A 16,882-nucleotide genomic window follows, 5' to 3' on the forward strand; every position below is an offset into this window, starting at 1 on the left:
ACTACTAAAACAATAAAAAAGAAAAACCTTAACTTACAAAAATCTAACAAACAAAAGATTTCAAAGTGGTGGCAACAAATTGCCGAGCTTCCGAGTCCCGTTGTGCGACAACGACGCGACTAAACAAAAAGGCCGAGACTAACCAACGTCCCTACCCCTCGTTCAGCTTGTAGCGGATGGGGAGGCTTTTTAGGCCGCCTACGAGGGCGGATTGGAGGCGGACGACGGGGCCGGCGAGTTCGATCTCTTCGATGCGGGGGAGCAGGTAGCGGTAGGCGAACTCCATCTCGAGGCGGGCGACGTGGGCACCGAGGCAGAAGTGCTCGCCGACACCGAAGGCGAGGTGGCGGTTCGGGTAGCGATCGATCTGGAACTCGAACGGGTTCTCGAAGACGTCTTCGTCACGATTCGCCGAAGGGTAGAAGAGGCCGAGGTGTTGGCCCTTCTCGATCTTGCGGCCGCCGAGCTCGGTATCCTCGCTCGCCGTGCGGCAGAAGTGGATGATCGGGCTGGTCCAGCGGAGGATCTCCTCGACACCGTTCTTCAAGAGATCGACGTCGCCCTGGATCTTCCGAAGCTGCTCCTGATGCTCAATGAGCGCGAGCATGCCGCCGCTCGTTGCGTTGCGCGTCGTCTCGTTGCCCGCAATCACGATGATGAGGTTCCAGGTGAGGACGTCGACGTCCGGGATCCGCTTCCCGTCGACCTCCATCTCGGCGAAGAATGTGATCAAGTCGTCCTGCGGATTCTTCCGGCGATCCTCGACGAGCCCTGAGAAGTACGTGAACAGCTCCGTCATCGCCTGCAGCGCCGTCTCGCGCCCGGTCATGCCGTCGCCGATGAAGTCGGGGTCGTTCGCGCCTATCGTGCGATTCGTCCAGTCAAAGAGCAGGCGCCAGTCCTCACGCGGCACGCCGAGCAACCACGCGATCACCGCGATGGGCAGCGGTGCCGAGACCTTCTCGACGAAGTCGCACTCGCCCTCGTTCCCCTCGGCGAGCATCGAATCGATGATCTCCTTGGCGAGCAGTTCGATGTCCCCGTGGAGCTTCCGAAGCCTGCCGGGCGTGAACCGCTTACTCGCGAGTTTGCGATAGTCCGTGTGTTTCGGCGGATCCATCTGGATCAGCGTCGCCGGGAAATCGGAGTCATTCGCCTGGGTATTGTCTAGGACCAACCGGGGGCCGTTCTGGAACAAATCCGGGAGACGGCCCACCGTCTGGATGTCCTCCGACTTGGTGACGGCCCAGAACGAGGGGCCACCATCGGCCTGCTCGTACCAGTGAATCGGGTCGTCTTTACGTAGCTGGGTCCAGATCGAGTGCGGATAGCCCTTGGCCGCGTAGTCCGGGCCGGAGACGAGATTGAAATTTTCGCGTGTCAGCGTGTCATCGAACATTTGGCAAACCTACTGCACCCGGTGCGTCAGAGCCAGCAGCCTGGAATCCGGCCCTTCACCTCCTGTATGAACAAGCGTGGCAGTTCGCTTCCAGAACCCGGCAGACGAGCGAATCCGGGAGATCCTGGGCACCCCGCGTTCGATCGCCGTGGTGGGTTGCTCCGCAGAACCGACTCGTGACAGTCATCGGATCGCACAGCTTCTGCAAGATCGCGGACATCTGGTCTTTCCCGTGAACCCCCGTGGTGGGGTGATCCTCGAGCGACCCGTGGCTACATCACTTCAAAGCATCCACGAACCCATCGAAATGATCGACGTTTTCCGGCGACCCGACGCCGTCGCTCAGATCGTAGACGAGGCACTCGCGATCGGCTCTACGATCTTGTGGCTCCAACTCGGCGTCGTCGACAAAGCGTCCGCCGAACGTGCAACCGAGGGCGGCATGACCGTCGTAATGGACCGCTGCCCCTCGATCGAGTACCGCCGTCTGTTCCAGAACGAAGTCCGATCATAGAGAGGATCATTATGCCCAACCGATTTCTTCCCCTTCTCGCCGCGCTCGTCCTCACCGTCTCCAGCTGCTCCGATGCCAACTTGAGCGACGGCGGCGGTGGCACCGACGGCGTGAAGCTCGTACGAACGACGTACGGCATTCCCCACATCACGGCCAACAACTTCTACGGACTAGGCCTCGGATACGGCTACGCCTACTCGGAGGACAACTACTGCGTCCTCATGAAGGAGGTCGTGCGGGCAAACGGCGAGTCTGCGCTCTACCTCGGCGACGACGGTAGCCTGTCCGACGACTTCGTCTACCGGTTCTACAACACCGACGACTACATCCAGAACGAGTTCACCCCCTCGGCTCCCGAGGAATTGCAGGACCTCGTCGACGGCTACGCGGCCGGAATGAACCGCTACCTCGCAGACACCGGCGCCGGCGCGCTCGCCGAAGGACCCGAAGGTTGCCGGGACGCCGCCTGGGTCCGCGACGTCACGCCGTTCGATCTCGCGAAGGTGTTCCGCAAGCTGATCCTCCGCGGTTCGACCGGCCCCCTCGCGCCGGCCATAATCGCCGCGACGCCGCCCTCGCAATCGACGGCAAAGGCCGGCGAGCGCGCGCCGCAGAGCTTCGAGTTCGCCGCCACCGACATCGGCCTTCCGCCCCCCACCGAGATGGGCAGCAACGCGTACGGCATCGGTTCGAACGCGTCACAAACTGGCTACGGCATCCTCCTCGGCAACCCACACTTCCCCTGGCAGGGGCCGGAACGTTTCTACATCGCCCACCTGACGATTCCCGACGTCTACGACGTCATGGGTGCCTCCCTGCACGGCGTTCCGGTCATCAACATCGGCTTCAACGAGGACCTCGCGTGGTCACACACGGTCTCGACCGCCCGCCGCTTCGGCTTCTTCGAGCTCCAGATCCTCGAAGACGACCCCATGCGCTACCGGTACGACGGCGAGATCCGTCAGATCGAAGCGCATCCCGTCAGCGCCGAGATCACGCTGGACGATGGCACCGTCGAGACCCGCACCGAGACGATCTACATGAGCCACTTCGGCCCGATCGTGGACATCGGTTCGATCAACGAAATCGTCGGCGGATGGCCGACCGCGTTTGGTACTGTCCTCGCTGTGGCCGATGCGAACCTCTTCAACACGCAGGCGCTGTCCCAGTGGCTCGAGATCGGCAAGTCGAAGAGCATCGCCGAGTTGAAGACCGCCCTCGGACTTCTCGGCGTGCCCTGGGTGAACACGATTGCCGCGGACCGTGCCGGCACCGCGTACTACGCCGACATCGGCTCGGTTCCGCACATCAGCGCCGACAAGATCGCCACATGCGGCAACACGCCCCTCACATTCATCCTCACCTCGCAGGGCTTCCCTTCTCTCGACGGCTCGCGCAGCGAGTGTGAGTGGGGCACCGACCCGAACACGCGCGAAGGAATCTTCAGCCCAGAAAACCTCCCGTCGCTCGAAACCAAGAGCTACGTCGCCAATTCCAACGACAGCTACTGGCTGTCGAATCCGAACCAGCTCCTCGAAAACTTCTCTCCCGTCATCGGGCGCGAGCGCGTTCAGCAGTCGCTCCGAACGCGGCAAGCATTCGTCCAAGTCGAAGATCGCCTCGCCGGCACCGACGGCCTCGGCGCACCCGGCTTCACGGTCGCGCACGTTCAGGAGCTGCTCTACGGTAACCGCAACATCGGTGGCGAGCTGATTCGCGCGGACGTGCTCTCGATCTGTGAAGGCGTAGAGGATTGGACACCTTACGCGGGCAACCCCGCCGAGGCAGCCCAAGCGTGTGCGGTGCTCGGCAGTTGGGACGGCCGCTTCAACACGACGAGCGTAGGTCCGCACATCTGGCAAGAGTTCTGGAGCGAGGTGTCGGGTGTCGCCAACCTCTGGGCCGTCCCGTTCGACGCGAACGACTCCGTGAACACCCCGCGAGAGCTCAACGTGGGCGACGCGGCGGTCGTCGAGGAGGTCAAGGCGTCGCTCGGCGCCGCGGTCGACGAGCTCGTGGACGACCGTGGTTTGCCGATGGACCGCCCCTGGGGCCAGGTGCAGTACCGTACCGACGGAGACGAGCGCATCCCGATCCACGGCGGCTCGGGCGCCTCAATGTTCAGCGTGATCTCGTCGCGGTACGTCGACGACCAAGGCCTCGGCACCATCCGGGCCGGCAACAGCTACATCCACGCCGTCACGTGGGACGAGAGCGAGTGCCCCGACGCCTACGCGGTCCTCACCTACTCGCAATCGACCGATCCGGCATCGCCGCACTACGCCGACATGACGCGCGTCTACTCCGCCGAAGAGTGGGTGGACATGCCGTACTGCGCGGACGACATCGAGGCGGAGAAGATCTCCGAGACGACCCTCCAGCCATGAGTTCTCGCCCCCGGGCACACTTTCTACATCCTCTCGCGGTGGCCGCGCTCTTGATCGGCTGCGATCCCGGACGTCCGAACTGGGATGCACCGATCGAGGGCCCGGCCCGGCCCGCGGCCGACGTCACGGCGACCGACACCGGTCGGCGCGACGTCGGGCGGGCACTCGGCGAGACTCCGCGCGACGACAAAGTCGTCCTGTTCGGCGATCTGCACGTTCACACGACGTACTCCTTCGATGCCTACCTCTTCTCGCTGCCCGTGCTGGGCGGCGAAGGCGCACACCCCCCGAACGACGCGTGCGACTTCGCGCGCTATTGTGCCGACCTCGACTTCTACGCCCTGACCGACCACGCCGAGTCCCTGGTGGAGCAGACGTGGGAGGCCTCGAAGCAGAGCGTGCGGCAGTGCAACCAGGTCGCGGGCGACCCGACGGATCCCGACGTCGTCGCCTTCATGGGCTTCGAATGGAGCCAGGCCGGCACGACCCCTGAGTCACACTACGGACACCGCTGCGTCTTCTTCCGCGACACCGAAGACGACGCGCTTCCCGTCCGCCCGATCGGCTCCCGTGCCGATACCGACATCATGTCGTCAGCACGCGACAACATCGGGATGATGCGGATGGTCACGCCGTGGAACTACCAACAGTACGACGACTACATGAAGTACGTGACACGGGTGATCGACCAGCCGCTCTGTGAAGACGGCGTCCCGGTTCGCGACAATCCCTCCGACTGCAAAGACGTCGCCGAAACCCCCCGGATTCTGCGCGAGAAGCTCGACGACTGGGACTACGAAGCGCTCGTCATCCCGCACGGCACGGCGTGGGGTGTCTACACGCCCGCAACGACGAAGATCGACAAGCATCTCGACCCCATGCAGTTCGATCCCGAGCGCCAGCTCCTCGTCGAAATCATGTCGGGCCACGGCAACTCCGAGGAGTACCGCGCCTTCCGCGAATGGGAGACCGACGCCAACGGGAACGTCGTATGCCCCGAGCCCACCGAAGACTATCTACCGTGCTGCTGGCAGGCGGGTGAGATCATGCGCTCGCGATGCGGCGATCTGCCCGCCGACGAATGCGAACGACGCGTCATCCAGGCGCGCGCCTTCGCGACCGAAGCCTACACCAAACCTCGGGAGGTCTTCCCGGATGCCCCGTTGGAGGACTGGCTCGACTGCGACCAATGTCGCGACTGCTTCAAACCCGCGTTCTCGTACCGCCCGCTCGAATCGGTGCAGTACGCGATGACCCTCACGCGCGACGACGCGACCGGGGCCGATGGCAAGCCGCTACGCTTCCGTTACGGCTTCATCGGCTCGAGCGACGGCCACTCCGGCCGCCCCGGAACCGGCTACAAGCCCGTTGAGCGCGGGATGATGACCGACATCACCGGGGAACCGAATGGTCTCGTCCTGAAGCTTCAGGACTACCTGGCCCGGATGGACGACCCCCAGCAGCCCGCGCGACCAGCGACCGGGCCCATTCGTCTGTCCGGCAACGACCTTCGTATCTCGAACTTCTTGTACCCAGGTGGCATCGCAGCCGTACACTCCGAAGGTCGAAGCCGCGAGGAGATCTGGGAAGCGATGCAGCGTCGTGAGGTCTACGGGACAAGCGGACCGCGGATTCTGCTGTGGTTCGACCTTCTCGACGGCAATGAGCGCTTCCCGATGGGGAGTCAGGTCGAGCGCGACGAGGCACCCCGGTTCCAAGTGCGCGCCGCCGGTGCTTCGATTCAGAAAGCCGGCTGCCCCGAGTGGGTCCACCACGGCCTCTCCAAGGATCGTGTCACGCGCCTTTGTCGAAATGAGTGCAACAACCCGAGTGATGAACGACATCCGATCGCCGCCATCGAGATCATCCGAATTCGAACCCGCAACGATGCAGACGAAGCGATTGAGCCGCTCATCGAGGATCCCTGGAAGCGATTCGACTGCGACCTCGATCCGGCCGGGTGCGTCGTCGAGTTCGAAGATTCGAGCTTTCCGCAGGACGCGCGCGACACGTTGTATTACGCCCGCGCGGTGCAGGTGGAGACCTCCGAGATCAACGGCGCGCAGCTCAAGACCACGTTCGATGAGCAGGGTCGGGCGATCGCCATCGACTGGTGTGCGCCGGAAGTCGGGCAGGATTGTCTCGGCCCGAGCCAGGAACGCGCGTGGTCCTCGCCGATCTTCGTCGACTACACGGCGCCGGAACAACCGGTCGCCGAGCAACCGGAGGCGGAGCGCCCCAAGGCAGCAGAGCAAGCACCCACCTGACCGGCCGATCGGAGGACCGGAACGCTCGCTTTGCAAAAGCCGCTGTCCGTGTGGCCACGGGCCTTGATCTACGGCGGACACGCGAGCTTCTACTGATTTCGGCCGGGCGCGGGAGGATCCTGCGTGGTGCCCCGGGTCCCGGGGGGCGGGGCACTACGCAGTTTTTCGGTACGTCCGATTCAGGCGCTAGCCACGGCGCTCGGGCGCGCACCCATACGGTCCTGCCACGACGTCAGCCAAGCACACTTCGGGTCGATGGTCTGACCGACCATCTTGCCGAAATCGGCGAAGGCGAACAGGAACACGTCGGCGAGTGTGAGGCGTGAGCCGGCGATCCACTCATTTTTGCCCATGAGGCCGTCCAACCACGCAAGGTTCTCCTGCGCGATCGCTTTCAAGTCGTCGGCGGCATGCGGGATCAGGTGCATACGGCTCTCGAACAGCCCCTGTCCCTCGGCGAAGCGAAAACCGTTCGTGAGGGGTTCGATGATGTTCAGATCGATCCGGCGAACCCACATCCGGGTCTCGGCGCGTTCCTCGGCCGTCGTCCCGACCAGAGCCGGTGACGGATTCTTCTCCTCGAGGTACTCGCAGATCGGGATGATCTCCGAGATGAACGTTCCGTCGTCCAGTTCCAGGCACGGCAGGCGCGCATCCGGGTTCTTCTGCTTGTAGGGCTCCTGACGGTTCTCACCGGCCATCAGGTCGACCTCCACGAGCGGAAGATCCAGGCCTTTCTCGGCGGCGAACATGCGAACGGTGCGTGGGTTGGGACCCATTCCGGTGTGCAGCTTCATTTCTCGATGCTCCTCTCGATACGCGTAGTCGTATCCGTCGAAAACCTACCACCGCGCCCCCTGACCTCGCCACCACTTGACCCGCGGCCGCCCACGGGGGACGTCTCACCGTGACCGCACCAAAATCGGGGACGGAAGGGGTCGCTTTGCGCACTTTCGACGTGGTCGCTTTGCTCGTCCTCGGGATCGTCGCCATGCTCCTTCGCGTCGCGCCGATCGCGGAGATGACGCTGTGGTGGGACGAGCTGGTTCATCTCAAGACCGCGACGAAGGGCGGCTTCTTCTCGGTGTTCGAAGCCGTGAAGCTCGGCATCCCGCCCGGGTTCGGCAACGCGGGCGCCGTGCCCGCCGACTACTTGTTGCTCAACGCGTGGCTGCGCTCCGTGCCCGCACCCTCCCTCGAGTGGATCGAGGCGTACTACCGCACGCCGGCCCTTCTGTGGAGCGTGGTGACCGTTCTCTTCACGTACGTGTACGTGCGACGGTTCTTCGATCGGGGGGTGGCCCTCGTGGCGGCCACAATCCTCGCGATTTCGGTGTCGCACTCGCTGTATGCGGCGGAGGTTCGGAACTACTCGATGTTCGCGCTGATGGCGGTCGTTAACCTGTACGCCTTCTCGGCTCTCGTGCTCCGCCGGCGAAGCACGGGCGCCTGGATCGCGTACACTGCCGTCGCCGTCGTCTACTTCTCCACCGGCTTCATGTCGCTCCTCGTGACGCTCGGGCAGTACTTGATCCTCGCGGTCCTTCTGCTCATGGACCTCCGCAAACGACCCAAGCAGGTACGAGAATTGGTGCGACTCGCCTTCCCTCTCGCGAGCGGGCTGGCAGTCCTGAGCGCCGTAGGCGCCTACCTACGTGGGACCTTCCTCGGAGTTCGCTACGGTCGCGCGACCGACGGCATCGACACCTGGGAGCGTACCTACACGGCGTTCGACTTCTTTGCCGGAGGGAATCCGCTCTTGCTCGCGGCGTTCTTCGCCGGTCTCGCACTCCTCATCTGGCACGGATGGCAGCAAGGGCGCGACCGGGTCGCGATTGCCGCCGGCCTCGGGATTTCCTTCTTCGCCATCCCAATCATCGTCGAGATCGAGCGATGGAAAGAGTACTACTTCCACCCGCGCCACTCCTTCTTCTTGCTTCCGATCTTCGCGATCGTCGCGGCCGGCGGACTGCTAGTCGCCGTGCGCGGCCTGGACCCACTGCGGCGCACCAAGCTACGGCAGGCCACTCGGAAGGCGATCTACACCGCCCTTGCACTCGTGCTGGTCGTCGGCACGGAGGCGACGCCCGTCGTCCGTCATCTCGACAACCCGAACCCGCGGTTCAAACGATCGAAGACCGTGCGGCACTTCAAGTCGCTCATGGTGTACCTGCAGGACCAGGTCGCAGCGCTGGAACCCGATCAGGTCTACTTGCTCATCGCCGAGCGCCGCCGCCCGGGACACATCAGCAACCCCGTCTTGGCGACATACCTGGAATGGTACGGACTCGACGACCGCGTGATCCTGCGGGGCAGCGATCGGCCGATCCAGACTCGCCAGACCATCCATCGACTCTGCCCCGAGGGCTGTGTCGGCGAACCCGCGGCCCGCGTGCAGAAGAAGGTGGGCGCGATCGGACCGTTCAACTCCATGCGCGAGATGCTCGAGCTCCTCGAGGTGTCCGCTGCGCCCCAGACGGCTGCCCCCGTGGGTCAGATCGGGCTCCTGCACTACTGGCGGCATCAAGTGGAACCACCGTCCCGCGCGCCCGGCTTCGTCCTGAGCACGCACGTGGGCATGTCGCTCTTCGAGAAGCCGCTCGCGGCCGCCCCGGACCGACTGGGCAACCAGGAGTAGGATTCGTTAGTAACGCGGGTTCATGGTGCCGGCTGACTTCTCGGCGCACAGGGGCCATCTGGCCCGGCTCGCGCTGTTCCTGTGCCTCCTCATCGTCCCGGTGGGGTGCGTCCTCATCCCGGAGAACCCGGGAAGCGAGGAATGGAGCCCCCCGGGCGATCCGGCGGTGGCCCAGCCCCTCCTCGCCCGTGAACCCTGCGCGAACCACGACCCCCTGCGCCAACCCTTGTACGGCGACCTCCACGTTCACACCGCCTACTCGATGGATGCGCGAATTCGCGAGACGCTGCTCACCCCGGACGATGCCTATCGCTATGCGACGGGCCGGCCCGTCGACATCATGCCGACCGGCGACAACGGACTCAGCAGGCGGCAGATCCGAATCGACCGCCCTCTCGACTTCGCGGCGGTCACCGATCACGCCGAGTGGATGGGCGAAATCAAGATCTGCCTCGACCCGAGGAGTGCGGCGTACGACACCCACAGCTGTCGGATCTTCCGCGGCGAGGAAGACTCCTGGCTCGCGTGGCTCTTTGGTGTGACGGGTAGCCACTCACGCATCGTCGGCGTCGTCGGGATCGGTGGTCGAAACAGCGAGGTCTGCGGCCCCGACTCGAAGGAATGTCGGGCCGCAACCAAGTCTGTCTGGGACGACACACGGGAGTCTGCCGAACGGTTCTACGACCGAAGCGCCGCCTGCGAATTCACGACCTTCCCGGCGTGGGAGTACAGCCGCAGCCCCGGCCGCTCGAAGATCCATCGCAACGTGATCTTCCGCAACGAGATCGTACCCGAACTCCCGATCTCGTGGATAGACACGCAGACCGAGCAAGAGCTTTGGCAGCGCCTGCGAGAACGTTGCCTCGACCCCCAGGTGGGCTGCGACGTCCTTTCGATCCCTCACAATCCAAACCTCTCGAACGGCAACATGTTCAACGTCTGGTACCGCGACCGTCCGATCGAAGAGCAGCGGGAGCAGGCCGCCCTTCGCGCGTCGATGGAGCCGCTCGTCGAGATGATGCAGGTCAAAGGCGAGTCCGAGTGCGCGAACGGCATGCACGGAGTCCTCGGCGGCACCGATGAGTTCTGCGACTTCGAGAAGGTTCGCGGGATCGGGCCCAACGCGCCGGAGGATTGCGTCGAAGACACCGGCAAAGGTGCGCTCAAGGGTGCCGGCTGCCAGTCCCGACTCGACTTCGTCCGATACGCGCTCATCGAGGGCCTCCGAGAGGGCAAGCGAATCGGCGTCAATCCGTTTAAGTTCGGCTTCATCGGGAGCACGGACACCCACAACGGGAATCCCGGCGGTATAAGTGAGGCCGGCTACCCGGGCTCCGGCGGCGTCGAGGACATGACGGCGGCGCTCCGACTCTCTTCCGCCCCGGCGGGAACCCCGCAGAACCGGAAGGAAGTGAGTCGGAACCCCGGAGGTCTCGCGGGCGTCTGGGCCGAGGAGAACTCGCGGGATTCGCTGTTCGACGGCATGCGACGGCGCGAGACGTTCGCGACGAGCGGACCGCGCATAGCGCCGCGCTTCTTCGGCGGCTGGGATCTACCAAGCGATCTCTGTGATCGGGAAGATCTCGTCGAACAGGGCTACGCGATTGGCGTCCCGATGGGCTCCGATCTTCCGGAGCGGGTGGGACACGGCGCCCCGACGTTCGCTGTGATTGCGGCGCACGACGCGGGGACCCCTGAGCAACCCGGTGGTCTGCTGCAGCGCGCGCAGATCGTGAAGGGCTGGGTCGGACCGCACGGGCGCTTCTACCAGGCCGTGTACGACGTCGCCGGTACGGCCGACAACGGCGCGGCTGTCGACCTCGCAACCTGCGAAACTTCGGGCCCCGGCTACGCGAGCCTTTGCGGTGTCTGGCGTGACCCCGACTTCGACGCCGAGCAAGCCGCCGTATACTACGCGCGCGTGATCGAGAATCCGACCTGTCGCTGGTCGTGGCGGCAATGCCTCGAGTTTGCCGCGGACGACCGGCCCGCCGGCTGCACCGACGACACCATCCCGCAGGTCATCCACGAACGCGCGTGGACGTCGCCCATCTGGTTCGAACCGCCGGCGGCCTCCTCCTCTAGCCTCGAGAGAAGTCGATCTGGGTCCGTTTCTCGGAGCCAATCGGTGCGGGTGTCAGTGACGGCGTCTCCCGCGGTCCAATTTCGGATCAACTGCTTCACTCGCGACGCCAGGCCGCGGGGGTGCCCGGGGCCGGACTCGCGCATGGCTTCGACGTAGCGGCACAGGAACTGGAAGGACCGGCGGCGGTCTACCTGCTCGCCTGAGAACACCCACGGGTCCGCGAGCGCGCCGCGGCCGATCATCGCGTAGCGACATCCAGTCTCGCGGCGCATACGCTCGAGATCCGCATGGGTCTTGATGCTCCCGTTGCCACAGACGGGAATCGAGACGGCGGACACCGCGCGCGCGATGCGTTCCCAGTAGACCTCTTCCTGGTATTTCTCGGAGCGCGTTCGGCAGTGGATCGTGAGCATCGCCGCGCCGCCCTGCTCCACCGCTCGAGCCAGGTCTTCGACGTGGTCGGCGTTGTCGAAACCGGCCCGGATCTTCACCGTCACGGGGATCGCCCTGACCGCGTCCGAGACCTGACGAATGACCGCCTCCATCGAGAGCGGGTCCCGCAGGGCCGCCGACCCAGAGCAGGTCTTCAGAGCACCCTTCGCCGGACAACCGAAATTGATATCGAGAACCGGGACGACGCCAAGCGCCTCCACCCGACGTGCGGTTTCCGCCATCGTGTCGGGGTTCGAACCCATGAGTTGCATCCCAACCGGCGTCCCGAAGCTATTGCGGCCCAGGTGCTTGCGAAGCACGTGGTCGGGAACCGGCGCATTCCGCGGAACGACGACGAACTCCGTGAAGGCCCCGCCCAGAACCTCGGGCCGATGAAGCTCTATCACCACCTCACGGAAAGCGGGTTCGGTCACCCCCTCCATCGGAGCGAGCATCCACGGGCCGGTGAACGGGAGTTCGTGCACGACATCGCTTTACCCGAACGTGGACACACACGCCCACTTCCAGCTTGCCTCCGCGCCATCCGGAAGCGATGAGTACGCATGGAGTTCACCAAGCTCGGTCGCACCGGCCTCGACGTGTCCCGAATCTGCCTCGGCTGCATGAGCTACGGCACGAAGGATTGGCGGGACTGGGTTCTCGACGAGGACGCCTCCCGACCGTTCTTCCGGCGCGCCGTCGAGGCGGGCATCAACTTCTTCGACACCGCCGACATGTACTCGCTCGGACGCAGCGAGGAAATCACCGGCAAGATGCTGCGCGAGTTCGGACGCCCCGACGAGGTCGTCATCGCGACGAAGGTGTTCTTCCCATTCCGACAGGGCCCCAACCAGGGCGGTCTCTCCCGCAAGCACATCCAGGAAGCATGCGAAGCAAGCCTGAAGCGGCTCGGCGTCGACGCGATCGATCTCTACCAAATCCATCGCCTCGACAAGTTCACTCCGATGGAGGAAATCCTCGCCGCCCTCGATTGGCTCGTCCAGCAAGGAAAAGTTCGCTACATCGGCTCGAGCTCGATGTGCGCCTGGGAGTTTCAGAAATGCCTCGGTCTGTCCGAGCACAACGGCTGGGCGCGCTTCGTGTCGATGCAGAACCACTACAACCTGGTCTACCGCGAAGAAGAACGCGAGATGATTCCGCAGTGCCAAGCGGAGGGCATCGGCGTGATCCCCTGGTCGCCTCTCGCGCGCGGCATGCTCACCGGCAGCCGCAAGGCTCTAAATGACAAGGACTCCACGACGCGCGCGGGCAGTGACGGCCTTGCGAATTTCCTTTACGCGCAGGAGTCCGACTGGAACGTCGTCCAGGCGAACCTCGATGTCGCAAAGGAGCGCAGCGTGCCGCCCGCGCGCACCGCACTCGCGTGGCTGCTCTCGCGCCCGGGGGTCTCAGCGCCCATCATCGGGGCAACGAAGCTCCCCCATCTCGACGACGCGATCGAAGCCGTGGGACTCGAACTCACCGACGATGAGATCCTGAAGCTCGAAGCGGCATACATACCGCACCCCGTTCTCGGGCACTAAAAGCCTAACCCAAGATGGCTCCTAGACCGCGCCCAAGAGCGGTCATGCCCGCAGCAACCCCATTCACCAACCTGCTGGGGGGCATGGCCTCGTGGTTCCTCTTCTGGGGGACCAGTCAGGTCATGTTCCAGTGGCTCGTGGTGGAAGGCCTCGGCGCCCCGGCCACCCTGGTCGGAACGGCGCAGATGGCGATGATGCTTCCGTCGCTCCTCTTCGTGTTGATCGGAGGCGCAGCCGCCGACCGGCTCGACCCACGCCGCGTGCTGCTCGTGGTCCACTTCCTCACAGCGGCGGTCGCGGGCGCCCTGTGCTTTCTCGTCGTTCGGGACGAGCTCTCGTACGAGTGGCTGATCGGGTACGCGCTCGCGGTCGGGACGCTGCAGGCCTTCGGGATGCCCGCGCGCGACACGCAGCTCTCCGACGTGGTACGTCACGCGGGACTGAGCCGCGCCGTCGCCGGGCTCACGATGGTGCAGCACATGGCGCAGATGTGCGGCGCGTTCATCGGTGGTCTTGCCACGTTCGCCGGCCCCGGCCCGATCATCGCGTCGCAAGCAGCCTTCCTGCTGGTCGGCACCGGCTTCGTCGCACGACTGCCCGGACGCCCCAAGGCACCCGACGAGCCCCGCAAACCGATCCGCCTTCAAGAACTCCGCGAAGGCCTCCTCGAGGTCGTTCGTTCCCCGATCCTTCGCCCCGTCTTCCTGCTCTCGATCACGACCGGGATGTTCTTCATCGGACCGTTCCTCGTGATCCTTCCGCTCATCGTACGCGACGTCTACGGCGGAGGCGCCGGCGAGATGGGCATCCTGACAGGCATGTTCCCCTTGGGTGCCGTCGGCGGCGGCGCCGTGATCGTCTCGCGCGGCGGAATCGAACGCAACGGACGGGCGCTCGCGATCGGTCAGATTCTCGGTGCCACGTCGATCGCCTCAATCGGAATCGGTCTGCCATTCGAGGGAACCGCCCTCAGTGTCCTTTTGTGGGGCGTATCCGGCTCGCTGTTCATCAACACCGGGCGAACTCTGTTCCAACAGCACGCTTCGGCGGAGAACCGCGGCCGCGTGCTGTCCGTCTACACGCTCGGTCTGATGGGGGCGAGCCCGTTCGGCAGTGTTCTCTCCGGAGCACTCGCCGAGCCGCTCGGCCTACACGGCACCCTCGTCTTCTCCGCCGTGACAGCCGGCGCGGCGGCCGCCGTCCTCTGTCTCACGACCCGTCTCTGGTCGCTTCGCTAGGGTCCTAGAGCGACAACCAGAGACGAAGGAGATGGCGCCGCGCGTCCGGCGTGTCTTCGTAGCCAGTCCGCGCATGGATCACTGTGTGGTTCGAAACGAGTTGGATATCCCCCGGCTCGAGATCCATGTCGAGTCGCACGTCCTCGGAGACCGCGATCTCGTCGTAGAGATCCAACAGCTCGAGGTCCGCTCCCTCGAGGGCAGGGGCATCCGCGTGCCGCGGCGCCGAGCGGAAATAGTCGCTGTGGTAGAACGTCCGCAGCTGGCCGCCCCCGTACCGACACGGCGGTATCGGAAGCCAACCGGCCATCCCCGAGCGCTCTTCGTTGCGGATGTCGAGCGGGAACGTGTCAAAGAGCCGCGACGCAAGGTCGGGTCGGCGACGAACGACTTCATTCCACACGGTCACGGAGCTCGCGATCCGCGAGAGGCCGCCCTCTTTCGCTTTCGTCAGACAGAGAAGCCCGACGACGTCGGCCGCATCGCAGTGGTACGCGATGTCGGACGAGGTTCGGTACAGCCGCACGAGAGGATTCGCCGCATCCTCTCCCGTGTCGATGACGTGCCCGAGAAGATCACCGTCCGGATTCTGCGCACCGGGGCGCCCGAGATGCAGACCGAGACCCCAAAAGAAGATCTGCGCGTCCGCTTCCCCGAAACGCTCGACCGGCACACCGGAGATCAAGACAAACCCGCGCCCACCATCGAGTGCGTTGCGCCAGGAGACAATCGCGCTGCCAAGAGCCGTCAGCGGAAAGTCCTCCACCGTAAGCTCGCCCGTCGGGCGGCCCGTCCGTTTCGCCACGCAGAGCGCCGCCTCCAACTCGGCCACGTGCTCTGCGGTCAGCCGAAAGCGCCAACTCACATCCTGCACGAGGTCCGCGCCACGCCAGGCGGCAGGCACGTCGAGGGGGCTATCGAGGACGCCCTCATTGGACCGATCGAAGTAGTGCACGGTCTGTTCGGCGTATGATCGAAAGTGCTCGTCCACCACGCAGCCTTACCACGCCGAGCCGACCGCTTAAGACCGAATCAGCGCTCCACCCGGCGCCAACCTTCGCCGAATTTCTCAAACCCTTCGTTCTCGAGACAGTCCTCCCATTCGAAAATCGAGTCCGAGCAGCCGCGGCGGGCCTGCGAAAACTCGGCCTCCTCACATTCGGCGGCGAGAGCGACTAGGACGACGAGAGCAGAGATTTCCGGGGCTATGGTCGCGCGCACTCTCGAAGTATCGGACGCGCAGGGGCCTGGACATCAGCTCCCGTCGGAGGCCCCCGGCGCCACGATCAGTCGGTAGCCGTAATCAACTTCGTCCTTTGCCCGCAGATCCCTGTGGCGATCGGCCTACACGCCACCCGAAGAAGCTCCGTGATGCCGACGATCGGATCCAGCCAATGATGCACGGCGACCTGAGGACGCGGGAACGGAAACTTTGGTTCGAGGCTCCGCGGCCTGACGCGTAGAAGCACCTGATCCACACGACGCGGTTCCGCCGCGCCCTCCGCGATGCCAACCGTGAGGACGATCGATGTCAGGACCCACCAACCGCGCCGCCAAGTGAGTTTCATCGCGCGAAGCCGTCAGTTCTTAATGGTCATGCCACCGTCGACCGGGAGGGTCACCCCGTTGATGTACGACGCGGCAGGAAGCGCCAGGTTCAGGGTCGCGTGGGCGACCTCCTCAGGGTCCCCGTACCGCGCCAGCGGGACACGACGATGGGCGAACTTCTCCTTCGCGTCATCAGGGATGGCCGCGGTCATGCCGGTTCGAATCGGCCCGGGGCAGACACAATTCGCGGTGATTCCGGTCTTCCCGAGTTCGACGGCGAGCGAGCGCGTGAGACCGATCACTCCGTGCTTCGCCGCCGTATACGGCCCCGCGTACAACTGCGCGCCGAGGCCTTCACTCGACGCGATGTTGATGATGCGTCCCTCGCCGCTGCGCTGGAGCAACGGTAGGCACGCCCGAACGAGCCGCACCTGCGCGGTCAGCATGACCGAGAGCGCGCGGTCCCAATGCGTTTCGTAGTCATCCGCCCCGATCGGCGCACCGATCGAGATGCCCGCATTGTTGACGAGCACGTCGACGCCGCCGAGGTCACGATCGATCTCGCCGACGACGGCGCGGATCTGCTCACCATCGCTGACATCGAGAGCCCACCCTCGCGCAACACCACCCGCCCCGGTGATTTCGTCCACGACTTGCCCGACACCTTCCGCGTTCAGGTCCGTCACCGCGACCTTCGCGCCTTCGTCCGCGAAGAGATGCGCCGTCGCTCGGCCCATTCCGCTCGCCGCTCCCGTGACCAGAACGACCTTTCCCTCGACCGACCGACTTCTCGTACTGAGGCGTGGCATGGCCCCGTCGTAGCCTACCA

At 64.7% G+C, this 16,882-nt stretch carries 11 protein-coding genes; 7 read left to right on the forward strand and 4 right to left on the reverse strand.

Annotation, left to right across the window (positions count from 1 at the left end):
* Nucleotides 1-151: 151 nt before the first annotated feature.
* On the reverse strand, nt 152-1,399 hold the full coding sequence (locus P8R42_01710) for a cytochrome P450 (protein ID MDG2303361.1): 1,248 nt from the start codon (nt 1,397-1,399) through the stop codon (nt 152-154).
* A 76-nt stretch (nt 1,400-1,475) separates the two neighbouring features.
* Between P8R42_01710 and P8R42_01715 the strand changes: the two genes are divergently transcribed.
* From P8R42_01715 to P8R42_01725, 3 genes are read left to right on the forward strand one after another with little or no spacing between them, the layout of a single operon-like run.
* Nucleotides 1,476-1,913 (forward strand): CoA-binding protein, encoded by a 438-nt coding sequence (locus P8R42_01715; protein MDG2303362.1) that lies wholly within the window; start codon nt 1,476-1,478, stop codon nt 1,911-1,913.
* A gap of 11 nt (nt 1,914-1,924) precedes the next feature.
* Entirely contained in the window at nt 1,925-4,300 is a 2,376-nt protein-coding gene (locus P8R42_01720; GenBank protein MDG2303363.1) for a penicillin acylase family protein, read from the forward strand.
* A complete protein-coding gene (locus tag P8R42_01725) occupies nt 4,297-6,567 on the forward strand; it encodes a DUF3604 domain-containing protein (GenBank protein ID MDG2303364.1) in 2,271 nt (756 codons plus the stop codon). Before P8R42_01720 ends, P8R42_01725 begins: the two co-directional genes overlap by 4 nt.
* A 179-nt stretch (nt 6,568-6,746) precedes the next feature.
* Here P8R42_01725 and P8R42_01730 read toward each other — a convergent pair whose 3' ends face one another.
* The gene (locus P8R42_01730) at nt 6,747-7,364 is read right to left on the reverse strand and encodes a glutathione S-transferase family protein (GenBank protein ID MDG2303365.1); all 618 of its coding nucleotides are present in this window, start codon (nt 7,362-7,364) and stop codon (nt 6,747-6,749) included.
* A gap of 146 nt (nt 7,365-7,510) precedes the next feature.
* Between P8R42_01730 and P8R42_01735 the strand changes: the two genes are divergently transcribed.
* From P8R42_01735 to P8R42_01750, 4 genes are all read left to right on the forward strand, one after another.
* On the forward strand, nt 7,511-9,205 hold the full coding sequence (locus P8R42_01735) for a glycosyltransferase family 39 protein (GenBank protein ID MDG2303366.1): 1,695 nt from the start codon (nt 7,511-7,513) through the stop codon (nt 9,203-9,205).
* A 22-nt stretch (nt 9,206-9,227) separates the two neighbouring features.
* Complete coding sequence (locus P8R42_01740) at nt 9,228-11,447, forward strand: DUF3604 domain-containing protein (GenBank protein ID MDG2303367.1); 2,220 nt, start codon at nt 9,228-9,230, stop codon at nt 11,445-11,447.
* Between the two features lie 839 nt (nt 11,448-12,286).
* Entirely contained in the window at nt 12,287-13,267 is a 981-nt protein-coding gene (locus P8R42_01745) for an aldo/keto reductase (GenBank protein ID MDG2303368.1), read from the forward strand.
* 44 nt (nt 13,268-13,311) lie between these two features.
* The gene (locus tag P8R42_01750) at nt 13,312-14,505 is read left to right on the forward strand and encodes an MFS transporter (protein MDG2303369.1); all 1,194 of its coding nucleotides are present in this window, start codon (nt 13,312-13,314) and stop codon (nt 14,503-14,505) included.
* Nucleotides 14,506-14,509: 4 nt separating this feature from the next.
* Here P8R42_01750 and P8R42_01755 read toward each other — a convergent pair whose 3' ends face one another.
* Nucleotides 14,510-15,496 (reverse strand): TauD/TfdA family dioxygenase, encoded by a 987-nt coding sequence (locus P8R42_01755; protein ID MDG2303370.1) that lies wholly within the window; start codon nt 15,494-15,496, stop codon nt 14,510-14,512.
* Between the two features lie 589 nt (nt 15,497-16,085).
* Nucleotides 16,086-16,862 (reverse strand): SDR family NAD(P)-dependent oxidoreductase, encoded by a 777-nt coding sequence (locus P8R42_01760; protein MDG2303371.1) that lies wholly within the window; start codon nt 16,860-16,862, stop codon nt 16,086-16,088.
* Between the last annotated feature and the right edge of the window lie 20 nt (nt 16,863-16,882).

It is taken from the genome of Candidatus Binatia bacterium, assembly GCA_029243485.1.
In the GTDB taxonomy this organism is placed as follows: domain Bacteria; phylum Desulfobacterota; class Binatia; order UBA12015; family UBA12015; genus VGTG01.